Annotated in this window: 19 protein-coding genes and 1 tRNA gene; 7 read left to right on the top strand and 13 right to left on the bottom strand. The window is 39.2% G+C overall.

From position 1 onward, the window contains the following. Positions 1-68 precede the first annotated feature (68 nt). From FTU64_RS05250 to FTU64_RS05235, 4 genes are all read right to left on the bottom strand, one after another. Complete coding sequence (locus tag FTU64_RS05250; RefSeq protein WP_180059341.1) at positions 69-536, bottom strand: hypothetical protein; 468 nt, start codon at positions 534-536, stop codon at positions 69-71. Positions 537-539: 3 nt separating this feature from the next. Beyond that, complete coding sequence (locus tag FTU64_RS05245; RefSeq protein ID WP_180059340.1) at positions 540-842, bottom strand: hypothetical protein; 303 nt, start codon at positions 840-842, stop codon at positions 540-542. Between the two features lie 145 nt (positions 843-987). Beyond that, complete coding sequence (locus FTU64_RS05240; RefSeq protein ID WP_000364294.1) at positions 988-1,176, bottom strand: hypothetical protein; 189 nt, start codon at positions 1,174-1,176, stop codon at positions 988-990. Positions 1,177-1,428: 252 nt separating this feature from the next. Next, entirely contained in the window at positions 1,429-2,556 is a 1,128-nt protein-coding gene (locus FTU64_RS05235) for a hypothetical protein (protein WP_180059367.1), read from the bottom strand. Positions 2,557-2,869: 313 nt separating this feature from the next. On the opposite strand from FTU64_RS05235, the gene FTU64_RS05230 reads away from it, so the two are divergent. The 3 genes from FTU64_RS05230 (at position 2,870) to FTU64_RS05220 (ending at position 5,517) form a co-directional block, all read left to right on the top strand. Continuing rightward, positions 2,870-4,312: a hypothetical protein gene (locus tag FTU64_RS05230; protein WP_180059339.1), complete on the top strand. Its 1,443-nt coding sequence runs from the start codon at positions 2,870-2,872 to the stop codon at positions 4,310-4,312. A 711-nt stretch (positions 4,313-5,023) separates the two neighbouring features. Next, the gene (locus FTU64_RS05225) at positions 5,024-5,251 is read left to right on the top strand and encodes a hypothetical protein (protein WP_078190515.1); all 228 of its coding nucleotides are present in this window, start codon (positions 5,024-5,026) and stop codon (positions 5,249-5,251) included. 190 nt (positions 5,252-5,441) lie between these two features. Then, positions 5,442-5,517: transfer RNA gene (locus FTU64_RS05220), tRNA-Thr, on the top strand. 51 nt (positions 5,518-5,568) lie between these two features. On the opposite strand, the gene FTU64_RS05215 is transcribed toward FTU64_RS05220, so the two are convergent. The 3 genes from FTU64_RS05215 to FTU64_RS05205 form a co-directional block, all read right to left on the bottom strand. After that, positions 5,569-6,396, bottom strand: a complete 828-nt coding sequence (locus FTU64_RS05215; RefSeq protein WP_180002761.1) for a cyclopropane-fatty-acyl-phospholipid synthase family protein — start codon at positions 6,394-6,396, stop codon at positions 5,569-5,571. 1 nt (position 6,397) lies between these two features. Beyond that, on the bottom strand, positions 6,398-7,696 hold the full coding sequence (locus tag FTU64_RS05210; RefSeq protein ID WP_180002759.1) for an FAD-dependent oxidoreductase: 1,299 nt from the start codon (positions 7,694-7,696) through the stop codon (positions 6,398-6,400). 430 nt (positions 7,697-8,126) lie between these two features. Beyond that, on the bottom strand, positions 8,127-8,969 hold the full coding sequence (locus FTU64_RS05205; RefSeq protein WP_257222197.1) for a pirin family protein: 843 nt from the start codon (positions 8,967-8,969) through the stop codon (positions 8,127-8,129). A 358-nt stretch (positions 8,970-9,327) separates the two neighbouring features. Between FTU64_RS05205 and ycaC the strand changes: the two genes are divergently transcribed. Both ycaC and FTU64_RS05195 read left to right on the top strand, forming a co-directional pair. Next, positions 9,328-9,960, top strand: coding sequence for an isochorismate family cysteine hydrolase YcaC (gene ycaC / locus FTU64_RS05200; protein WP_180025950.1), 633 nt, complete (start codon positions 9,328-9,330; stop codon positions 9,958-9,960). A gap of 106 nt (positions 9,961-10,066) precedes the next feature. Next, positions 10,067-10,990 carry a LysR substrate-binding domain-containing protein gene (locus FTU64_RS05195; protein ID WP_180025914.1) on the top strand — a complete coding sequence of 308 codons (924 nt, stop codon included), beginning with the start codon at positions 10,067-10,069 and terminating at the stop codon, positions 10,988-10,990. Between the two features lie 67 nt (positions 10,991-11,057). Here FTU64_RS05195 and ahpC read toward each other — a convergent pair whose 3' ends face one another. Both ahpC and FTU64_RS05185 read right to left on the bottom strand, forming a co-directional pair. After that, positions 11,058-11,621 carry an alkyl hydroperoxide reductase subunit C gene (gene ahpC, locus FTU64_RS05190; RefSeq protein WP_078190520.1) on the bottom strand — a complete coding sequence of 188 codons (564 nt, stop codon included), beginning with the start codon at positions 11,619-11,621 and terminating at the stop codon, positions 11,058-11,060. 162 nt (positions 11,622-11,783) lie between these two features. After that, positions 11,784-12,422: a TetR/AcrR family transcriptional regulator gene (locus FTU64_RS05185; protein ID WP_180059338.1), complete on the bottom strand. Its 639-nt coding sequence runs from the start codon at positions 12,420-12,422 to the stop codon at positions 11,784-11,786. A gap of 133 nt (positions 12,423-12,555) precedes the next feature. Here FTU64_RS05185 and FTU64_RS05180 point away from each other — a divergent pair, with 133 nt between their 5' ends. Then, positions 12,556-13,020, top strand: a complete 465-nt coding sequence (locus FTU64_RS05180; RefSeq protein ID WP_180050626.1) for a hotdog fold domain-containing protein — start codon at positions 12,556-12,558, stop codon at positions 13,018-13,020. A 123-nt stretch (positions 13,021-13,143) separates the two neighbouring features. Here the strand turns inward: FTU64_RS05180 and ssb are convergent, their stop codons facing one another. The 3 genes from ssb to FTU64_RS05165 all read right to left on the bottom strand — a co-directional run bounded on the left by ssb (position 13,144) and on the right by FTU64_RS05165 (position 16,388). Beyond that, positions 13,144-13,731 (bottom strand): single-stranded DNA-binding protein, encoded by a 588-nt coding sequence (gene ssb, locus FTU64_RS05175; protein WP_078193176.1) that lies wholly within the window; start codon positions 13,729-13,731, stop codon positions 13,144-13,146. Positions 13,732-13,782: 51 nt separating this feature from the next. Further along, positions 13,783-15,147 carry an MFS transporter gene (locus FTU64_RS05170; protein WP_111884498.1) on the bottom strand — a complete coding sequence of 455 codons (1,365 nt, stop codon included), beginning with the start codon at positions 15,145-15,147 and terminating at the stop codon, positions 13,783-13,785. A 155-nt stretch (positions 15,148-15,302) separates the two neighbouring features. After that, positions 15,303-16,388, bottom strand: a complete 1,086-nt coding sequence (locus tag FTU64_RS05165; RefSeq protein WP_180059337.1) for a DUF475 domain-containing protein — start codon at positions 16,386-16,388, stop codon at positions 15,303-15,305. Positions 16,389-16,595: 207 nt separating this feature from the next. On the opposite strand from FTU64_RS05165, the gene tenA reads away from it, so the two are divergent. Next, positions 16,596-17,261, top strand: coding sequence for a thiaminase II (gene tenA / locus FTU64_RS05160; protein WP_078193179.1), 666 nt, complete (start codon positions 16,596-16,598; stop codon positions 17,259-17,261). Positions 17,262-17,372: 111 nt separating this feature from the next. Here the strand turns inward: tenA and FTU64_RS05155 are convergent, their stop codons facing one another. Further along, positions 17,373-18,095: a hypothetical protein gene (locus FTU64_RS05155; RefSeq protein WP_180059336.1), complete on the bottom strand. Its 723-nt coding sequence runs from the start codon at positions 18,093-18,095 to the stop codon at positions 17,373-17,375. Positions 18,096-18,097 lie beyond the last annotated feature (2 nt).

Genomic DNA, 18,097 nt, shown 5'->3' with positions numbered 1-18,097 from the left:
AAAAAATGGGTATATTTAGAATGAAAAAAGGAGCACAAATTACTCCTTTCCCGTACGATCAAAGATTGCTAAACATAGTGTGCAATGCTTCTAACGCCGGACTTTCGCCCAACAGAAAGTGATTGCAAAACAGGTTTTATAAACTGAATTTTTTTAACAATTTGCTCTATTTCAAAGTTGAAGGTATTCCGATTGACTATGCGCTTATACTCATTCTTAGGATCTAAGTAATACGCCGTGATAATTAATACATTTGGTGCAGTAGTTAAACTTTTAAGGATTGAAAACAAATGTTGAAAATAGAATTCCTTATTATTTTTATCCGCCAAATAAGTTAGCCGATAAATCAACTCCTCCAAATTATCAGCAATCTTCAGTAATTGCATTTGATAGCTAGATTCATATAACTGGTTGGGCTCTTTACCATTAATTGCTCTTTGGAATTCGTCAATTAAATATTCAATTCCATTGCAGAGCTGAATCGATCGCTCCATATCATCACAATCTAAAGGTCTATACGCTGGCTGCTTAGTCATCAATCATATTCTCCAGTGATTAATTCGAGGGATGTCCTGATCGGTTTTTTCAGTAAAAGCTTTCCACAAATCAATAAATGCTTCGCCTGCTTCATAATTTGGCGTGCTGCCAAACTCCCAATCATTTACCGTTGATGGACCTGAAACTGGAAGCAAAAAAGCAATTTTTTCATTCGTCATTTCATAATGCTCTTTCAACTCCCTAATCATCTCCAAATAATTTGGTGCGCCGTACCAGATTTCTGTTTTTAAAAAAATTAATCTTTTTGATGCTTCAAAATTATTAAGTTCAACAAAAATACCCATATCCCCCCCTATGCGTTTGATCCCATTAATAAGCAATTTGAGCACTTAAAAAATGGGTGTATTTCCAACAAAACGCGCGCGCGCGCGAGGGAGAGTGCAAAACACCTCTTTTACTCCACTAATTTCACTAAAACTGAATCTTTTTTTAGCTGGCAGCTTGTATATCATTTGCATAATTTTGAGCTTCCACATATCGCTCAGATTTGCGTTCTAAGCGTGAAATAATTTTTAATGTACCTTTAGTTGTTTTTCTAAAGAAAAGCTCACTGTGCTTAAACCAGTAAGAAATTTGACTATATCCATAATCAATCTTTGGGCTAGAAATCAAATCCATTCATAAATTGTGTTTTACCTGTACCTATCATCAAGATAATTCACTGGCAAGAAATAGATCTAGATAGCTCTCAGAGAGTGATAGATTCTATGGTTGATTCATTGATAGGTTCTGCATCCCAAAAACGGGTACATTCAAAATCCCAAAAACGGGATCGTTCAAAATCCCAATATTGGGAATATTACCGTTTTCGGAATGATCCCAATATTGGGTAGATTTCAATTTCCAAAGATTATTAGAGATTGAAATAGATTAGTGAGTAGCTTTAGTTCTCGACCGACTCTTTTTATTTATATAAATCTTGTCTGCATTCTGGCATGCCAATTCAAACTCTTTCATATTCTGAGCCTTTTTAGCAGTAAACCGTACATAGTGAAGGTTTTGAGGGAAATACATTTGATTTAGTTTCTTATGGTTTGGATCCTTACTATTTAATTTTGATCTGGTCTTGGCCTGTAACTTTCCAATTTGGTGCCGGGTACCATGGAAATTACCATGTGCACTTAGTCGATATGTAGCTTCTTTTAATCGATCTGCCTTACCTGTAGAGATTAAATCAATCTTCTTATCTAACTCCCTTTCAGCCGACTGCATAAAATCTTTTGATAAATACCAGGTGTAGCGGACTTTCTTCTGAGAATGACGCTGGAAAAACTCCAAGTGCTTTTTACGAACTCCACGTAATACCCTAGTCAGTTCTTTTAATCGGTCGTTATAACCGGTATTAGCATCAAACTTAATTCCAAACTGATTTAATAAAAACTGACTTACGGAGGTTTTATTCCAGCGAGTATGTTTATTTTCGAGAAAAGCGAAACCAAAATTTTTATTAATGCCGGCCAGACGATTTAATTCAAAATTGTCGAACGGTTTAAAAATTCGGTAAATTGAATTCTTATTACTATCAATTGTCTTTGTTCGGATCGTCTTGGTATTAAATATAACTCCAAACTGTTCTGGGTGATAGTAAGTTTTAGAAAATTGAGGCTTAAGATCACTGAACTCTATGTATTGTCCAAGTACATAATCTCCATAGCGTAGCAGCTTCTCTTTTTTGACAGTTAAAATACTGTTGAGCTTTTGCTTTTGTACCATGCTGGAATTTTTAGCGAGTATTTCTTTTAGCGTCAGCTTACTTCTTCGTGCTTCTCTATAGCCTGTGGTAAATAACCAGAACTGGAATACATCATTCCTTGCCGGATCATAATTGATAACTAAACTCCACACTGGTTCCCCATAATCTGATTTTCGCTTGCGTAAAGATTCATCCAGATTGAGACCATACTCCAAGATCAACTTTGGAATGACAGTATGGAACTTTGAAAAACTAACAGAATCAGAGAACCAAAACTTTGCACTGCCGTTAGAAATGCACTGCATTAAGCTTAAAAGACAATCAGTTTTCGTTGTGGTGTAGTAGATCATTATTCATTCAAAAGTGTATTTTTATGCGGAAAGCATAAAAGTTTATCTTTGATTCAAAAAGCATAAAAAACGCCATATTCATGAAGTAGGCTTTTTTTTAAGCACTGATGGTCTTTCTATAAATAAGAGTTCCTGTTTAAAGATATTTTGTTCAGATATACACTCAAGAGCACACCTTTTAACTGCACTAAAAGTGTAGTTCATTCAGATCCCGTCCAACCTCCAATTTAGGATTGGAGATCATAATTCTAAGATCAGAGTAAAAATCATGCCTAAAGAATCATTAAATAAAATTAAAGGAATTTGGTTTAAATTTAACAACCAAAATAAGATGCAAACAATTACTCTTGAAGAAATCCATTCTGACTGTATGGATCAAGGAATTGAAATATTAGAAATAGAAGAAACTAAGTTTGGTTTTAATCAAACTATTCCTGCAATTAAGCTTACAACTTTAGAGAATGTCACCGTCTTAATGCCACGTTATAAATTATCTGAAATTAAAATTTATCAAAATAATATTTTACCACTCCAAAAAGAAGAGAATTTCTGGACTCAAGTTGACTGGTTTCTACCTGTATTTATGACTCGTGAGCAAATAAATGAAGGGTTCAAAATAACCAATTTGAAAATTGGTTATCAAGATATTTTGTCTAGAGAAGAGCTCCAAAACCGCTTTAAGGAGTTTTTCCCAACTGTATATAACTTCTCTAATATTATTCCAATAACTGTACAAACTTTCTCTGATTCAATAGCGATATCAAAACATGTACCATTAATTAAAGAATCAATTTTAGCTTTTTATAGCGGAATGAAAGTGACTTCTATAGCATCTTTAATTCCAATAATTGAAGATATTTTAAATACTATTATTGAGGACTCCGTTGAGAATCTTGATTTAAAAACTAAAGTTGATCGATGCATAAAACGTGCTATAGACAATATAAAGCATGATCATATATTAGGTGTAGATTGGATTCCTGAAGAGTATGTCCAAGATGATGTTCTAAAGGTAATGAATGAACGTATTAGAATTATTATGTTGATTGGAAACTGGCTTAAAAATAGTTTTTATGAAAACACTGATAACTATCAAAATACTTCTGGTTTTAACCGGCACTTTTTTGCACATGCTAAATCAGAAATTTGGCAAAATCCCTCTAATTTTTTTCGAGCCATGGGGCTAATTCAAGCATTAGCATTTATTGAATGTTTTGCAATGAAACAATCTAAGGTTTCAATTTTCCCACCAACTTTAGATAGAAGATCAGAGTCTTTTCGTAATGATGTCTTTGCTTGCTTAAATACCCAGGCCATTAAAAACCATATCTTGCAGCAATTACAAATTGATCATTGCCTACCTTTTAACCCTACTGCCTCTGATGATGGCTGGTTAGGTCGCGCAGCAATTCTCTCAACTAAGATGAACGATGAAATAGTAAAAAAACTCAGAGATAATGGGTGGCAATGTCATTTTTTTGGCCAACCTATCAAATCAGGCGAATACATAACCGTACAAGCTTCAAAAGATAGTAAAAATATAGGTATAGCACTTTTATATAGCTGTGCTACGGACAATGCGGTTTACAAAGAACTCGAGAAGACTTGTGATTATATTCTTTATCAAGGAGCTCCCTACCATCAGTCTTCTTATGCTCATGGTGTTAAGAAGCATGTAGGACCTTTGAATGCTTGGTTAACTCCGAATTAGCCTAGATTTCGATTAGGATTTGTAAAAAGGTATGAGCTTTACAGTAGAGATAAAGGATCAAATTCAGTGCTCAGCCGCTTATATCTTTTTCTGCTATCAACCTTATTCAATATATATGATTTCGTATATCGATTATTAAGGAATCAAATTAACGATACGTGATCTGATATTTTTTCTTTTTTCACTTGTCGGTATATTTGTCGGTATATTTAATTTTATGCATTTTTATAATTATTATTTTCAGTAACTTATAACTAAATTCAGACTTCCTCTTTCACCGCCAGAATAAACTGCAATGCCAAGCAGAATGAAGGTCTAAATTGATAAAATTTAGGCCTTTTTTAATTTTATTGTTCTCAATATTAAATATCCCCCTAATTGATCTTCTATTTGTTTAGCTCAATAACTTCACAGTATTTAAGTCCTGATTGACGGATTTCAATCACACGTTTTTTTCCTAATGCACGACTTATGGATTTTTTATTGGCAGCAATAAGTACACGTATATTTACAAATACAAATTTTATATTCTAAAGACAATTACTTAAGCCTATGCTAAAAATAAATCATCCTCTCAATATAGGTACTATTCAAAAAATTATTCATTAATTTAAACATCATAGAACTGAAACGCGATTGCGGTACTTTTAACTTGATCAACGAAAAACTTAAAAAACACATTTCATATATCACTGCTATTCGGGAGAGAACATGAATAACAGCCAGAATTATGTTAAGCAGATCAAGAACGCCAAACGTGGTGGCTATACCCCAACCCTTGCCAAAGACATCAATAAACATAAAATTCAAAAAGCACAGCGTCTGATTGACGAATGGCGAAAGCTCGCCAATGAACTCCGCCCCCAAATGCAACTGGAGATGGCATATACACTTGAAGAATGCGCACAGGATCTAGACCAAATTTTAAGAATGAAATAGCACTCAACGCTCACCCATCCTATTTTTTCGCCCACATCTTGTGGGCGAAACATTACCTATTTTTATTTCTCTGGTTTTTAGAGCCAAACATCGGTCGAATGCTGAATAAATCAAACGTATAAATTACATTCGATTTGCTGTTTTTTTAACTTGCACCACTTCAAAAAATCTGTAGAATGCATTCCACAACGCCGGCATAGCTCAGTTGGTAGAGCAACTGACTTGTAATCAGTAGGTCCACAGTTCGAATCCGTGTGCCGGCACCATTTCTTAGCCTCCCTTTTTAGTGAGGCTTTGATGTTTTTAAAGCCTCTTTTTTATGGCTTCCTCGCGCTAATCTGCACATAACGAATCAGCCCGTCTCGATACAACTTCTCACACAATTTTGCCGTCATCTTGATTTTGAATTGATCCACATGACTCAGGCTCATCTGACTTTTTTGTTCTTGAATATAATCGGCAAAACCCTGAAATACGAATTCGCTGATATCTTCAATCTGGATATTTTCGAAACCTGCCTGTTGCACTTGGTGTTGTAAATTTTGCTTTGAATTTAAATTTTTCAAATTCACATCTGCTGCTTTCAACAGACTTTGATATTTCAATCGTTGCACTGAATTTAAATTCAAAAACGCATCGGACAACATCAAATAGTGAAAAGCAAAGCGTCCCTTTGAATTCAAAACATTAACAACTGATAAAAGCAATAAATTCAAATCACTATGATACGCAGCATCAATACACAGTACGGCATCCATACAGTTTTGTGGATAAATATTTTTTAAATTCAAAAATGAATCTTGTTGTATTTTGATTTTTGAATTTAAATTTTTTTGGATTTTTTCCACACATTCGGTTTGCAATTCGACTGCGGATAAGTTTTGAATTTGAAAATGTTCCATCCAAAAAACCAAGCTCGCGCCCTGCCCACAACCAAGGTCTAAAACACGATCTGTAGATTTTAATTGAATGGATTCGGCAAGATGGAAAGCGAGTTTTTGACAGGCTGCAGGATAGGATGATTTTGCATCATTCCAATAGCCCAAATTGCTCCAAGCAAGCTCCGCATCATCTCCGAGTAGTCGACTGTTAATCGCATATTTATGGCTAGGGACGTACTGACGAATTGCTTGAAGCCATTTCATGTTAGTAACCGAGTTGAGGGGCAACCTCCACTTTAGGTTTTAAACCCACAAACGGCAATGGCGCACCAAAAATTTCTGCAATATGCATAGCAGACGTTACCGCAGACTCTAAAATCGGCAGACCATCGCAAGACCATGAGCCACAAAAGAAGACTTTACGCTCAGGGGATAAATGTCGTTGCTGTAACTCTTTATTCAGCGCCACCGTATGTGAATCCACCACTGCGCGTGTCAAACTGACCGAAGAGATCACTTTTTTAGGATCAATCGGTGTCACTGGCTGCCAAGTTTGGAACACTGGAGTTTTACCCACCAAGCTCGGCTCGATTGAGTTAAGCCACACGGTAAATTGCTGACGAGTAAATTTACGATCCATCATATAACTTAGTACAGACCAATCTTTGCGCTTCGGCGGCATCACCGTTTGATCAGTGTGGATCACCAACTGACCTTGCTCAAATTTAAATTTCTTTAAGAGCTCAATATCGTCAGCAAACTGAGTAGAATCTAAAAATTCTTCCGTTTTGGTGGTTGGTGTCGCAACAACCACGCGATCGAATAGATGATGTGCACCGGCCTCAGTTTCCACCAAGACTTTATCGTCTTGCTCGAGCACTTTGGTAATTGCCGTACCACTTTGAATATTTAAACCTTCAATCAGTTTATCAACCAACGCAGGTGTACCACCTTGGATACGCAACAAGGCATCACCATTGGTCAATTGACGCAAGAAAATCAACAGCGGTTTCGCAGGCCATTCGCCAATCGTTTTCGGGTTACAAGTGCAAATGGTATACAACACAGGCATGACTGCACCATGCCAAAATACTTCTTCAATTTCATTTTTATTAATGAATTCAGCAAGCGTAATATCCTGATTTTTTGATTTAAAAAATCGAGTGATCGCGGCTTTGAGTTGCAACATTCCTTTGACTAAACGCCAGCCATATTGTTGTAAGCCTTTACGATTATTAATAATTGGGAAATTACCAATACGGCTACGACTGGTGGTCAACCACGTTTCTGTACGATCTTCAAATAGCCAACTGCATGCCATATAGGTACGGACTGGGAAGGTTTTAATCCCTAAATGGGTCGCCAAACTTAAGGTATTTTTCCAGAGGTGTGGATTCATCACACGCAAAGGGGCATCGATCAAGCCGCCTTCAAACTCAGTGCTGTGGCTATCCATACCACGACCCGGCAGAGCTTCGAAAATTGTAATGTTATGCCCTGCGTCTTTAAGAATTCTTGCGGTAGCCAGCCCAGCCATGCCACTACCGATGACTGCAATTTCCAATTTTCTTTTCCATCTATAAAACACAGTTTAAAAGTATGACTGATCAGAAGTTAAAAATAGCTATTAAAAAATACCAGATTCGCACTTTTTGTATGGATTTCAGTACAGCCGTTTTTAAGTTAAATTTACAAATATTTACAGTCAAAAAGCACACAATTTAAGCTTTGTTTTTTAAACATATTTTTCTTTAAAATTTTAATTACCCTATAAAACCAAACAATTAAATTAACCATTTTTATAACTTTCGGTTTACTTTAAAGCCAAGTCTCGCTAAGATGCGCCACATAAGAAAGTGATAAATTCATCACAATTTATAAAAAGTAAAATGATATTTAAATCATGACAACTATAAATACTACAGCGCTCAATAAAAAAGCCTCTGACTGTTCAGAGGCTTTTTTTTCGGCTATTTCAACGGCATGAATTTCACTTAAGCCTCATGCGCTAGCGCAATTTCACCAAATTTTCCGTTATTGAAATCATCAAAGGCTTGAATAATTTCAGCTTTGCTATTCATCACAAATGGGCCATAACCTTGAATCGGCTCATTTAGTGGCTCACCGCTAAGTAACAGAAATTGTGTGTCCTGCAACGCTTGTAGCTGAATGGCGATATCATCTTTGGCAAACATGACCATCGAACTGTCTTGAACTTTATGGCTTTCATTCACCACAACCTCACCCTTCAAGACCACCAAAATGGTGTTATGCCCTTCAGGTACATGTAAGGTGGTTTCATATTGAGCTTTCAATTCACCATCCCAGACATTCACTGGACTAAAGGTTTGTGCAGGCCCAAGGTGACCACCCATTTCACCAGCAATCACCCGAATATGCCCTGCACCTTCATCCATGTCTATGCGAGGAATATCTTGGCGTGTGATCGCTTGATAACGAGGCTGGGTCATTTTGTCTTTTGCCGGTAAATTCACCCACAATTGAACCATTTCAAAAAGACCACCTGCTTGAGCAAATTCAGGCGAATGAAATTCTTCATGCACCAGACCCGACCCTGCGGTCATCCATTGCACATCGCCTGTTTGAATTGTGCCGCCACCACCACTTGAGTCCTTATGAGTCACTTCACCGCTGTAGGCGATAGTCACCGTTTCAAAACCACGATGTGGATGTGAACCTACACCATGCCGTGCAGTGGTGGGATCGAACTGATAAGGTGCCGCATAATCCAAAAGCAAAAATGGGCTAATCGCCTGACCTAGACGATCATAGGAAAATAAGCTTTTGACTGGAAAACCATCGCCCACCCAGTGCATTTACTGATTACGATAAACACCAATTACTTTTTTCATTTCTTAGCTCCTATATTCATACGATAGGATGAACATAGCGCTTATTTTAAGCTTTGAAATACTTACTGACCATCTTCCAGATAGCATTCTATATCTCAAAATTAGAACAATACTCAGACATAAAATCTGCACCTCACTCAAAACCAAGCATTAATTTCGAAATTCTAAGGTTTAAGACATATACAACGATGAATTATCCCAATTTTATGATTGAGCTTCTCATTTAAACCCATTTCATTGTCTCATTTTTACAACTATTCTAAATCTAGTTAACACGCAGATTTCATCTGATCCTGCGTAGTTGCAAACAGGAAAGAGGACAATAAAATGGGGCAAACCTTACGTTCGTTTAGACAAAGATAATGCCGCGGTACTTTTAGTTGACCATCAAACAGGTCTACTTTCATTGGTTCGCGACATTGATCCAGATAAATTTAAAAATAATGTGCTCGCACTGGCTGCAGCCGCAAAATATTTTAATCTTCCAACGATTCTCACCACCAGTTTTGAACAAGGTCCAAACGGTCCATTGGTTCCAGAACTCAAAGAGATGTTCCCTGACGCACCTTATATTGCACGCCCAGGTCAAATTAATGCTTGGGACAATGAAGACTTTGTGAAAGCCGTCAAAGCAACAGGCAAAAAGCAATTAATTATTGCCGGTGTAGTGACTGAGGTTTGTGTTGCATTTCCAACCTTGTCTGCTTTAGAAGAAGACTTTGACGTCTTTGTGGTGACCGATGCTTCAGGTACATTCAACCATTTAACCCGTGACTCAGCTTGGCAACGTATGACGCAAGCGGGTGCGCAGCTTATGACGTGGTTTGGTACCGCGTGTGAATTACACCGCGACTGGCGTAATGATATTGAAGGTTTAGGTGCGCTTTTCGGCAACCATATACCGGACTACCGCAACCTAATCAACAGCTATACGCAAAATACTGAAAAGAAATAATCCTTCAGTAGTAAAAAGCGGCTTCGAGCCGCTTTTTTTATACCTGATGTATAAATTGACGTATGATGATTTGAATTGAAATAATTTTCACTGCATAAGGTGATCCATGCATTCATTTGATGATTATTACTACTTTTACTTGGTGGTGAAACATGGCGGTTTTAGCGCTGCAAGTGAAGCATCGAATATTACAAAATCAAAATTAAGCCGACGCATTTTAGATCTTGAAGCCAAATATAATGTCACCCTTATTCAGCGTTCTACCCGACACTTTAAGGTCACGACATTAGGCCAAGAATTGTATGAAGAATGCATAAAAGTAATCGAACAAGTTGAATGTGCGCATCAGGTGCTCCTGAAGCAAAAAAGTGAACTTGAAGGCTTGGTTAAAATTAGTTGTCCACCGGTCATGATGGAACATCAAATTCGCCCCTTGTTAAATCAATTTTTAAAAGATCATCCCAAAGTTCAGGTCGAACTTGAGCTGTCTAGCCGCCGTGTAGATGTCTTGCATGACGACATTGATTTAGCGATTCGTACCAATTTTAGTAAAAATGAAGACTCGAGCATTATTGTACGTGACGTGATTAAAACCGTGCATTGCTTAGTGATTAGTCCTGAACTTTTACAAGGACGCGAGTTAAAGCATATTTTCGAATTGACAGAATTTCCGAGTATCGTTTTGGGTACACAGAAAAACCGCTATCAATGGCATTTGCATCATACGGGACAGCAAGAGCAGATTGAAATTGCCTTACAACCTCGGATTAAAAGCAATGACTTAGCCGGTGCTTATTATGCGGTACTCGATGGTTTAGGCATCGCAGACTTACCGTATTTAACGGTACAAGCAGATATTGAGGCAGGTCGTTTAATTCACCTCTTCCCCGAATGGTGCTCAAATGTCGGTACGGTACAATTGGTATATGCTTCGCGAAAAGGTCAGCGCCTAGTCATGGAAAGATTAATTGACTATTTAGTCGCTGGAATTCGTGACTATGCTCCGGAGCTTGATGGCTATTTAGTTTAATGTTCTAGACCACAAAAAAGCCAGAACTGAGTTCTGGCTTTTTTAAATCTACGGTTGGATCAACAAATTAGATTTTACCCACTAGGTCGATCGATGGTGCAAGCGTCGCTTCACCTTCTTTCCATTTTGCAGGACATACTTCACCTGGGTGTGCATGTACATATTGAGCAGCTTTTACTTTACGCATCAATTCAGAAGCATCACGACCAATACCACCTGCGTTGATTTCAACGATTTGGATTTTACCTTCAGGGTCAATTACGAAAGTACCACGGTCAGCAAGACCATCCGCTTCAATTAAAACATCAAAGTTTTTCGCAAGTGTCCAAGTTGGATCGCCAACCATTGGGTATTCGATTTTCTTAATTTCTTCAGAAGAATCGTGCCAAGCTTTATGCGTGAAGTGTGTATCAGTAGATACTGAATAAATTTCTACGCCCATTTTTTTGAATTCAGCATAGTGATCAGCAAGATCGCCTAATTCTGTTGGACATACAAAAGTAAAGTCAGCAGGATAGAAAAACACCACAGACCATTTACCATAGAAGTCTTTTTCTGAAACTTCAATAAATTGACCGTCTTGGTAAGCGGTAGCGTTAAATGGTTTTACTTCAGTATTAATTAAACTCATTTGATATTCCTCTAACTCATTTCAGGGATTGCTTATCTGTTGAAGCTAGAATACGAAATATCAAACCATAGGTAAAACCGAACTTTTTTATAAAAACTATCGGATTTTTAGATTTGTTATTTAAATCAATCTTTGCCTTTCCATCGTGCAAACCAATCAAGTTCAATGGGTGCAAGCCTTTATATCCATAAAGAGGGTCTGCCAAGCAGCCTGTGTAAACTGTTGTTTATAGTGTGATGGTGGCGTTTTGACTTTATGTGATAACCATGCCCGACAATAATTTTCCGTTGCCCCTAAGACCAATGACATCATTAATTCTTTGGGTAAATGCTCAATCAAATGCCAATCGGGTTGTGCGGTCAACCAATCCAGTAGTGCGCTATTGCATTGCAAATTATGTTTTTTTAACTCGGCTTGTAGCGTTTCCTTACGCATACTAAACCCTGCCGCATACAAGAATCCTGCAAAATCTGGATAGGCTTCGACCCAGTCTATATACGAGCACAAAATGGCTTGAATGCCTTCCTGCAGCGATTGGGCCTGTGTCAATGCATCTGCCCTTTTCACAAATTGATCTTGCAACGCCGCAAAATACAATGCCGCCACTAAACCATCTTTATTTTTAAAATGATGGTAAATCGCGCCAACACTGGTCTCTGCACGGTCTCTCACATGTTCAATCGTCGTCGTTTCAATCCCTTGCTCTAAAAAACATGCAAGGGCTTCTCCTAAGATCTGCCGTTTAAGTTCCGCTCGGCGACCACTGTAAATTCGTTGCAATAATGCTTGATTTGACGACATCGATACCTTCCCTTTGATCGGGTCATTTTAAAACAATGTTGGCTTTTTTTAATAGCTGTGACGTCATTTACGCCATTAACAGAACAATATTCTGTATTAGAATTATATTCTGAATAATGACGGATAATTAAGCATGAGCCAAGCATTAAAATTATGGAAGACCTTCCAAAACAAACCCGCAGGGAAATGGACTTTTTCAAAATTGCTGTGTTTGAAAGCACCGTATTTCAGCAGTATTTCGCCTGTTTTTGATGAATTAAAGCCCCAATACTGTGAACTACATATAAAAAAACAGCGCAGCGTGCTGAATCATATTGGCACTGTCCACGCGATTGCCATGTGTAATATGGCTGAATTGGCTGGCGGAACCATGACCGATGTGACCGTTCCGAGCAGCCATCGTTGGATTCCCAAAGGCATGACTGTGGAATATTTGAAAAAAGCCGATACAGATTTAACAGCCATTGCCACGCCTGTCGATGTTAATTTTACGTGGAATGCAGGGAGTGATTATTTGGTGAATGTCGTGGTGAACAACACACGTAATGAAGCAGTTTTTAAAGCCGTGATTACCATGTGGGTTTCTGCAAAAAAATAAGTCATCGACTCAATTTCAAAATGAAACTGATCTTTCAAGATGAGACCTGCGAAAAAAAACCCTCAAGATTGAGGGCTTTTTTTGATGATGATCTACCGTTTTAAACGCTGTGTTTAAGGTTCATTAGAACGGTAAGTCGTCATCTAAATCTGCTGCTGCAGGAGCCGGTGTCGGTGCAGGCTGTTGTTTTGGCGCAAAACCACCTGGGTTGTTATTGCCATAGCTATTGCCTTGAGCCGGTTGGTTATTGCCATAACCGCCTTGGTTTGAGCTATTACCGTAGCCACCTTGGTTTTGGTTATTGTTATAACCACCTTGTTGATTATTAAAACGAGGCTGACCAAAATCACCGCCTTGACCTTGTTCGCCTTGTTGGCGATTATTGTCAAGCATTTGCATTTGTTCACCACGAATTTCAGTCGTGTAACGCTCTTGACCGCCTTGATCTGTCCACTGACGAGTACGTAATGAACCTTCAATATAAACTTTAGAACCTTTGCGCAAATATTGCTGTGCAATTTCACCTAAGCGGTTATGTAACACAATACGGTGCCATTCTGTTTGCTCTTTACGTTCACCTGTATTTTTATCTGTCCATGAATCACTCGTTGCAATTGAAAACTGAGTGAGAGAACCACCATTTGGGAAAGTTTTTGTTTCAGGGTCACGACCCAAAGTACCAACTAAAATGACCTTATTTACACCACGCATCAGACGTATTCTTCCTATTTGTTTCTATTATTTACTTTATAAGAGTTATGCTTAAATGGCTACCTCTTTCCCTAACAAGTGCGTTAAATGTTGTCGCGCAGATTCATCCATCTGCTGCTTATCCACTTTTACATAAGCCACTTGCTGGTCAGACATCACCACAACTTCTTCAATACCACGAATTGCTAAAAGCTGAGAAGTCCATTCATCCGTTTCTTTATCTTCAGGCAAACTGAAAACCATAGACGATAAATAACGCGGCTGAGCCAACCCAAAACTAATGATCAACCATAAAATGGCTAGCCCTGTCAGGATGCCCCATCCCATTGCCGTATCATTTAGCAACAGAAGTTGCCCGCCAATCATACCACCAAAAAATGCCCCCAGAAACTGACTGCTGGCGTTCACCCCCATGGCAGTCGCTTTGGATTGAATTGGAGCTGCTTTCGATAACCATGACGGTAATAATGCCTCCATCACATTAAATGCGATAAAGAATAATCCTAAGCCAGTAAGCAGAATATATTTTGATTCGAAACCAAAAATTAAGATGCCCAATCCTAAAATAATGCCACCAATGGCGGTCAAGAAAATGCCGCGCATTTTGCGATATTTTTCCGCCAAAATAATACTTGGAAAGGCAAAAAACAGGCTCACGACCAAAAGCGGCAAATACACCAAACCATGTGAATGTAATGGAATATTGGCAAAGTCAATCAACTGAGACGGTACATAAATAAACATCGCGGTGAGCAGTAAATGCAATGAAAAGACTGAAACATGTAAACGATTTAGATCAGGCATTTTCAGTACTTGCTTTAACTGCGTCAGATAACCTTGTTGAAAATTTTTATGATGACGCGTTACTTTCGGTACCAATAGCAACATCGCAATCGCGGCAAGTCCCATGATGGTGGTCACCCAAAATAAACCCGAGATGCCGACTAAACCTGTGAGCCAAGGCCCAAGGCTGAACGCGACCACAAAGGACAAACCGATACTCATCCCCATCATGGCCATGGCTTTAGTACGCTGTTCTTCACGTGTGACATCGGCTAACAAAGCCATCACTACGGCAGATACAGCACCACCACCGGCAATCGCACGCCCGATAATTACGCCGTAGATGCTATCGGACATCGCCGCAATTGCACCGCCTAAAGCAAACAACAGCAGCCCGATCACCACCAACGGTTTACGGCTATAACGGTCTGCAATCAAACTAAACGGAATCTGTAAAATCGCTTGGGTCAACCCATAGACACCCACCGCTAAACCAATGAGTGCCGGTGTTGCCCCTGCATATTGCTGACCTGCCACAGAGAAAACAGGAATAATCATGAACAGCCCCAGCATACGTAAGGCGAAAATACTACTCAAAGCAAAAGTTGAGCGTCGTTCAAGAGCATTCATCATAGCTGGTTAAAAATTCATTAATCTTGGAATGGGATTATAGGACATTCAGCTTAAAGCGAAGCAGGATTTTTATTGATTTTAAATATCCTGATGATTGGACAAATAAAAAGCGCAGCTGACGCTGCGCTTTTTGGGAGATTTTAGGCAAATTTAAATTAGCCTAAATTTTCTTGACGCTTTTTATATTGAATTGAGGCAATCACAGCCCAAACAATAAATGCCACACCAATTAGACCCGTTACCACTTCAGGGACATGAAGACCTGTGCCACTCGCCAACATAATGAAGGCCAAAGCACCAATCGCATAATGCGCACCATGTTCAAGGAAGATATAAGCATCTAAGGTGCCTTTATCCACTAAGTAAATGGTCATTGAACGCACGAACATAGCACCAATAGCAAGACCGAGCATAATGATTACGACATCAGAGGTAATCGCAAATGCACCAATCACACCATCAAAACTGAATGAGGCATCGAGTACTTCAAGGTAAAGGAAACCACCAAAACCTGCTTTGATCACGCCCGTCGGTACGCCATTTGCGTCATGTCCAACCGCATTACCGTTTTCATCAACTTCAGGTTCACCACCCAATAAATGACTCAGTACTTGGACACCGATATACACCACGATCCCCCAGATACCCGCCATCACTACCGCTAGACGAGAGACTTCGGCCACGTTTGCTGCCATTACCAATAACGCAATTAGGGCAATAAACACGGACATCGCAGGAACGTTTGCAAGATTGGCCAAACGGCGCTCTAACCAACGGAACCAATGGGTATCTTTCCCTTCATCTAAGAAGAAGTTCAGGAACACCAATAATAAGAAAGCACCACCAAAGGCCGCAATTTCTGCATGATGTGCCATCAATTTAGCTGAATACTGAATTGGATCATTCAACGCCATTTGAACCACTTCCATTGCACCCATGTCTGCAGTTACAGCCACGATCACAATTGGGAAAATCAAACGCATACCAAAGACAGCAATCACGATCCCGACGGTTAAGAAAATCATTTTCCAAAAATGATCCCAACCACGGAGTACAGATGCATTGACGACGGCATTGTCAAAAGACAAAGACACTTCCATCACAGCTAAAATGGCAGTAATGGTCAGTGCTGTCAGCATGGCTTGCACGCCCGCATTTGGGCCATGATTCAGACCCCAATATGCAGAAATAGCAAGACACACGATCGTAAAGACGATTGAGAAACCAAAATGTTTCATCATGATAGATCGACCTATTCATTCAATAAGATTTCAAAATGAGGGAATACCCAGTTTGAAGCTAAGTTTATGGCGCAATTATGCCGCTTTTCAGAATTGAAACCAAAAATTATTCGTTACATTTTGAATAAACACTCTAAGATGAAGGCTCTCAATTACATCGCATCATGGTGTAGACCCGTCTTTCATTTTTAACGACAGGAATGTTCAATGCGTTTTTCTGAAGAAGTTTGGCAACGTAATACCGCGTTATATCAGCAGATTCTCCATCTACCGTTTAATCAGGAATTGGCTCAGGGCAGCTTAAGCCGCGATGCCTTTTGCCACTATGTCATTCAGGATGCCCATTATTTATTGGCCTATGGTCGTGCGCTTGCAGTGTGTGCAGCCAAGGCGTTTGATGCCGACGATGTGATTCAGTTTTCTGAAGCGGCAAAAATTGCCATCGTGGTGGAACGTAGTCTGCACAATGACTTTATGCAAGGTTTCAACATTAGCAAAGAACAGTTTGAAAATACTCCACTGACCCTTGCCTGTCATCATTACACTTCGTTTCTAACGGCAACAGCATGGTCAGAAAGTTACCCTGTGGTCCTTGCCTCACTCCTGCCTTGCTTTTGGATCTATGCGGAAGTCGGCAAAGCCATTGTCAGCCAATCTGTACCGAATAACCCTTACCAAGCATGGATCGATACCTACTCAGGTGAAGACTTCAATACTGCTGTGCAAAACGTGATTCAAACTATTGATCGAGTGGCGGCTCGCTGCGATGCAGATACACGTGAAAAAATGCATGCGGCTTATACGAACGGCGCAAAATTAGAATGGATGTTCTGGGACAGCGCGTATCAACAGCGGACATGGCCTGTAGAATAAACCTTTGATTTAAACTGTATAAAAAATTAAGGATCTAAAATTGCTTTTAGATCCTTTTTTAATATGGTTAGATTCGGTTTTTAGAATGACCATGCACGATCATTTCAGGCATTAGCGTTTAAAACGATACCATCCGAGAAAAATCCCCATCGCGATAATCACCAAAAAAATCGCAAAACGTGCTTCACGCAACTCACTGCGTGCTGCTTTGCGTTCCTGCATCTCTTCTGAATGAAATTGTGATTTGACCATCGGATCTAGTTGAGCAATAGCCAATAAATCTTTGGGCTTTTCACCTTTGCCTAAAATGAAATAAAGCCCTTTGACTTGCATTTCATTGAGTTTTCCCAGTTCAATATTCAGTTGAGTAGCTTGTGCATTATAGTCAGGCACCCAATCTTCTACGCGGGCATATACATGGGCACGACTGGTATCAAAGAGTGATGCATCCAGCACTTTCTTGCCAGTTTGATCTTCCAGTTGTTCACTCAAATCTGAGAATTGGGACAGTACATAGTCTTTTTTCTGTGCCAACTGTACACCATCAAAAGCATACTCTTGTATTTTTTGTGCAGGATTATTTTTCAATAATAAGCCTTGGGGAACGACTTTAAAGTCCAGAACAGTATTGTCAGGAACTTGGTTGGTTTGTAGCACCATATATACCACAGACCATAGCTGTTCATTTTGCCCGACCGCAGGCACGCTCACGCTATAACGCTGCTCGGCTGCAGGGTCAATAAACTGTTCAAACGCGAGGATTTGACTGTCTTCAGCCCACAGGATTTGGCTTGAAAACATGAGGCAGATGATCACCCAAAATTGTTTTAACATTA

Origin of the sequence: Acinetobacter sp. YH12128, from assembly GCF_013418655.1 — a bacterium.
GTDB lineage: Bacteria > Pseudomonadota > Gammaproteobacteria > Pseudomonadales > Moraxellaceae > Acinetobacter > Acinetobacter amyesii.
This window is presented reverse-complemented; position numbering and strand designations above follow the sequence as displayed.